Source organism: Mesorhizobium sp. M5C.F.Ca.IN.020.32.2.1 (genome assembly GCF_004023105.1).
Taxonomy (GTDB): Bacteria; Pseudomonadota; Alphaproteobacteria; order Rhizobiales; family Rhizobiaceae; genus Mesorhizobium; species Mesorhizobium wenxiniae.
Genome location: NZ_RZSX01000577.1, coordinates 1 through 4173, shown reverse-complemented (window position 1 = coordinate 4173; position 4173 = coordinate 1). Strand labels below are relative to the sequence as shown.

The following is a 4173-nucleotide window of genomic DNA, read 5'->3' as shown; positions in this document are numbered from 1 at the left end:
GATGAGAGTGGCTAAGTTATTTGCATTTGCTGCTGTGCTGCTTCTTTCGTCTGCGTTGTCTGCGGCCGCCCAGTCGGCTCGCGAGGACATCGAAGCTGCGCTGACGAAATTCACGGACGCCTTCAACAGCGGAAACGCGGTGGAGGTCGGTCAAATGTATACCGAGGATGCCGCCGTGCTGCCGCCCGACGGCAAGCGCGTCGATGGTCGCAAGGGCGTGGAAGAATTCTGGCAGGGCGCGATCAAAAGCGGGATGAAGAATCTCACCCTAAAGGCCCTGGAGGTGGAAGAGAGCGCAAACCTCGCCTACGAAGTTGGCGCATTTACGCTCGATGTGCCCAGCAAAGACGGCGCCCTCTCCACCGTTGCAGGCAAGTACATCGTCGTCTGGAAGAAGGGCGACGACGGGACATGGCGCCTGCATCGGGACATCTGGAATTTAGGTGCGGCCCAATAGGGATTTGATATCCAGGTCCGGCCGCCTTGGCGACGAGTACGGCTGCATGCACTGCGATCTGATGCTCTATTGCCATGCCAGTTGAAAAATCTGGTACGCCCAAGGGGCGTGGCGGTTCACAAGCAATTCAATAAGTTAGCTTGTCCAACCGCTCCGACCGCGCTCATTGAAACCATTAGCGTTTCTCTGGCCATGTCCAACCACCTTCTCGCAGAAGGCGGGGGAGGGTTCTTGACGGCTACTGGTGGTCAGTCGAACAACGGCAAGGCAGCTGCGTCCCCCCGCTGCGCGCGATCGGCCGCGATTCTAAGCACGCTCAAGCCTGCCAGGACCAGGATCGCTTCCACGATCTACCCCCCGCTTTCGGGATGTTCCTGTCATCCTGGCGGCGGGGGTCCGTTTGCCGAGGTGTCGGCATGAGTGGCCCGCGCTATTGCATCATTCCCGCTGTGGTCGAGTTCGGCTACCTGCGCAAGCGCGCTAGTGGTGAACGGTGATGGCCGGCCCTCGCTACTCGATCATGCCGGCCGATGCTGTTTTCGACCTGAAGGCCGCCCGCCTGGATATCCATGTCCTGGCTGCCATAGGCACGCACACCGACAACAACGGATGGTGCATCCTTCGGCAGAAGACCTTGGCGGAAAAGATCGGATCGACGGCGCCGAGCGTCCGCAACTCGATCGGCCGGCTAGTGAAGCTCGGCTATTTGCGAGTGAGACACCGGCATGCTGAAAGCGGTGCCCAGCTCGCCAGCTATTATCAGGTCGTCATGGACCGCGAGCCGGTCTTTCCGGCCGATTTCGATGACGGTATCACCATCGAAGCGGGTGCCGATATACCAGCAGGGAGGTCACACCCAAGTGCGGGGGAGGGTCACTCCCAAGTGCGCCCTTAATAAGAACGACCCTTTCTTAGAACGACCATCCCCTAACGGGGATCAGCGCGCTGTCGCGCGCACCCCATCCATTTCCAAAAATCGGGGAGGGAAGAAACGGTGTCCCGCCACTCAACAGCCAGGCAATCCGATGATCGCTGCTCTCGAGGAGTTCTTCCCGTCATGACCAACCATGCAAGCACCAGCGTTGCGTCGACGGGCCTGAAGGAGATCCTGTCGACCCTGTTCGCTAACTACGACATGCCGTTCGGGCAGGGGGGTGAAGGCACCAAGGCCAAAGTGCAAGCCTATCTGTGGGCGTGCGAGGGCAAGTCGCTCGACCTGGTGAACCGGGTCGTCCGCGACTTTGTGACCGGTGCAGTGGATCGCCCAGCCAACCGTCGTTCGAAGCTGCCGACCGCCGAGGAGTTCGCAGGCCAAATAAAGGTTCGGGCCGCCGGCGATGACGATTGCGTAGCAGCGGCCAAGACCCACACTCCACCGTTCGGGCCGTTGTGGAGCGTGCTGCTCTACGCTCGGTTGCTCGCTGGCCCCGACAAGGACATGCCCGCGCCCTCTCGCTTCGTTGCTTCACAGATCGCCAATGGCGGAGCGATTGGCGAGCGCTATCGGCTCGACCACCAAGCCAACAACGGCTTCCGTTCAGCGACCTTCATGTTGCTGAACGCGGCCGATGCGATGGGATGCTCGGTCGACGAGAAGCTAAAGGTGCATGTCGCTCTGTTCGAGCCTGTGCCGGTCACCAGCCAAGTGTTTGAACAATGGAAGCAGCTGCATGCCGATCGCGGATGGCCGTGGCTGCCCAACCCCGGAAAGCAGCGTGTCGTCTACTTGCCGAGCGGTGGCGCGGCAGGCCTGGACGCCCTCGCCGACGCCTTGGCAGGCGAAGCCGCGCGGGTCCTCCCGACCGCAAAACCGAATGCGGGGCGGCGAAGCCCGGCACCCCTCCAGTCTGACACCGAAACGGAAGCCTAAACACGAGCCTAAAAAGCAAACTCAACAGCGAAAATGATAGAAAATTCAAATGGCTGACATAATGATTAGCGGCAACGCAGCCAAGTTCGCCGACATATTGCCGGCTCATCCGCCTCGCCCAGCACGTTGACGACGCGCATGCTCATGTGCAGGCGGTGACCAAGCAGTTCAACGATGCCCGCATTGATTGGGAGCGCGCCAACAACGATCACTTGACGCTTCAGGCTGATTATGACCGGGGCTATGTGACGCGCGTGATGCCCAACGACACGCCTGGCTATCAGCACAGTTTGAGCGATTTTGCCGTTTTGAAGGCGTCGGATGAACGGCGGCTCAAGGAATCGGCTCGGAATGTCGCTCGCCTCAGGACCGAATATGATCGGCAGATCGCCAGGCAGGAGCAAGTTATGGCGCCAACATAAAGGGACGGTCGGCCGCATCGATGCTTACCTCTCCACGCTGCCGATCGGCGCGAGGCCGCACCTCGTCGAACTGAATTCCAAGCCGCCCAAAAAAGTGACCGAAGCAATAGTGTCAAAATAGTAGCGGGGCATAATACCCGCCCCAACCAAGGCAGCGGCGATTTTGTTCCACGCGGCCGAGGAGCTGATCATTTGCTTAGTGTCTCAGTTTGAAATCTGAACGGGCGGATGCAGCGTCCTAATTTTCTACCACATAGCCATCGTCATCATGGTAGACGAAGAGTTCAACCACGTCGGAAACCGCTGGCGATCCGTGGATATCGTGACAGATGCGTTTCCGCTTAGATGCAAAACGATCTGGTCACTGGCGTTAGTCACGCGCTCAATTTGCTGAGCTTGATAACAGCTTAGGGTGGCGCTTACTTCTGTGTAGACAGTGAAGGCGCTCCGATCCGATAGCACTACAAAAATGCTGTCGTGTAATTCAGCAGCCTCGATTTTTTCGACGGACTTCCCAATCAGCCTGTCGGAAAATATTTTCATTCTGCTCGCTTTTTATAGGGACCACGCGCGCTAGGCTTAGGCGCTTCCTCCTAGGACGTAAACCCATTATCGCGTAGCCAGATGCGGACTGAGACGAGTTTGAGGGCAGCGAGGTAGTTTTCCGCCAGTTTGTCGTATCGGGTTGCGATCCGGCGGAACTGCTTGGCCTTGTTGAAGAAGCGCTCGACGAGGTTGCGCGCCTGGTAGAGGAAGGCGCTGAAGCAGATCGGTCCTTGCGGTTGGCCTTGGGAGGGATGTTGGCCCATGCCCTTCGCTCGGTGACGGCATTGCGCAAGGCGTTGGCATCATAGCCCTTGTCGGCAAGCAGCATGGCCCCTTCCGGCAATTCCGTGATCGATCAGAGCATTGGTGGGATTAGCACGCGACCCAAGATACGAAGCGACAGCGGCGACGGCGTAAACCGCATAGACGGCAGGATGAGAACGCGCAGGTTGGGAGCCAAGTGCAAGGGCTGTCGCGCCTAATCCTGTAAGAAAACACCTGCGGTTCATTGGACCTCCTCCGTCGGTGCAGTTTATATTTTGGAAAGCAAACGGAAAAGCTTATCAAGAAAAAAACCCAATAGAAGTAAGGCGAACGGCGCAAGCCGGATGCCGCCCATGCAATGGTCAAAGCGTCCAGATTGCCGCTATTCTGGGTGGCACGCACCCTCGACCAACAGCATTCCCGGCTCGATCGCCGCGACCACGCTTTGACGCCGCGCCAACGGGGGCGACGGACACGACCGATTCGGAGCGACGTAACACTAATGAGCTACCGCCGAAAAGAGGCCCAATCCAGCCGAGGCCCGCTCTTCCGCTTTTCGACCTGCCCCGGCTCTTTTGGATATATCTAAATGAGCCGAGCGCGAGGGGGATATG

Annotated in this window: 4 protein-coding genes and 1 pseudogene; 4 read left to right on the top strand and 1 reads right to left on the bottom strand. The window is 58.7% G+C overall.

The features are described from left to right. From EOA86_RS24650 to EOA86_RS24635, 4 genes are all read left to right on the top strand, one after another. Positions 1–457 (top strand): DUF4440 domain-containing protein (locus EOA86_RS24650; RefSeq protein ID WP_128344052.1); only part of this gene is annotated, 457 nt, incomplete at its 5' end. Positions 458–953: 496 nt separating this feature from the next. Next, a complete protein-coding gene (locus EOA86_RS24645; protein ID WP_245497363.1) occupies positions 954–1352 on the top strand; it encodes a helix-turn-helix domain-containing protein in 399 nt (132 codons plus the stop codon). Between the two features lie 162 nt (positions 1353–1514). Then, positions 1515–2327 (top strand): hypothetical protein, encoded by an 813-nt coding sequence (locus EOA86_RS24640; protein WP_128344048.1) that lies wholly within the window; start codon positions 1515–1517, stop codon positions 2325–2327. A 155-nt stretch (positions 2328–2482) separates the two neighbouring features. After that, positions 2483–2749, top strand: coding sequence for a hypothetical protein (locus tag EOA86_RS24635; protein ID WP_128344046.1), 267 nt, complete (start codon positions 2483–2485; stop codon positions 2747–2749). Between the two features lie 593 nt (positions 2750–3342). On the opposite strand, the pseudogene EOA86_RS24630 reads toward EOA86_RS24635, so the two are convergent. After that, positions 3343–3638, bottom strand: a pseudogene (locus EOA86_RS24630) (transposase); the annotation flags it as partial. Positions 3639–4173: the final 535 nt, after the last annotated feature.

Bases quoted from the DNA above. Each gene is read 5' to 3' on its own strand.
- EOA86_RS24640 (WP_128344048.1), top strand. From the start codon at position 1,515: ATGACCAACCATGCAAGCACCAGCGTTGCGTCGACGGGCCTGAAGGAG.
- EOA86_RS24645 (WP_245497363.1), top strand. From the start codon at position 954: ATGGCCGGCCCTCGCTACTCGATCATGCCGGCCGATGCTGTTTTCGAC.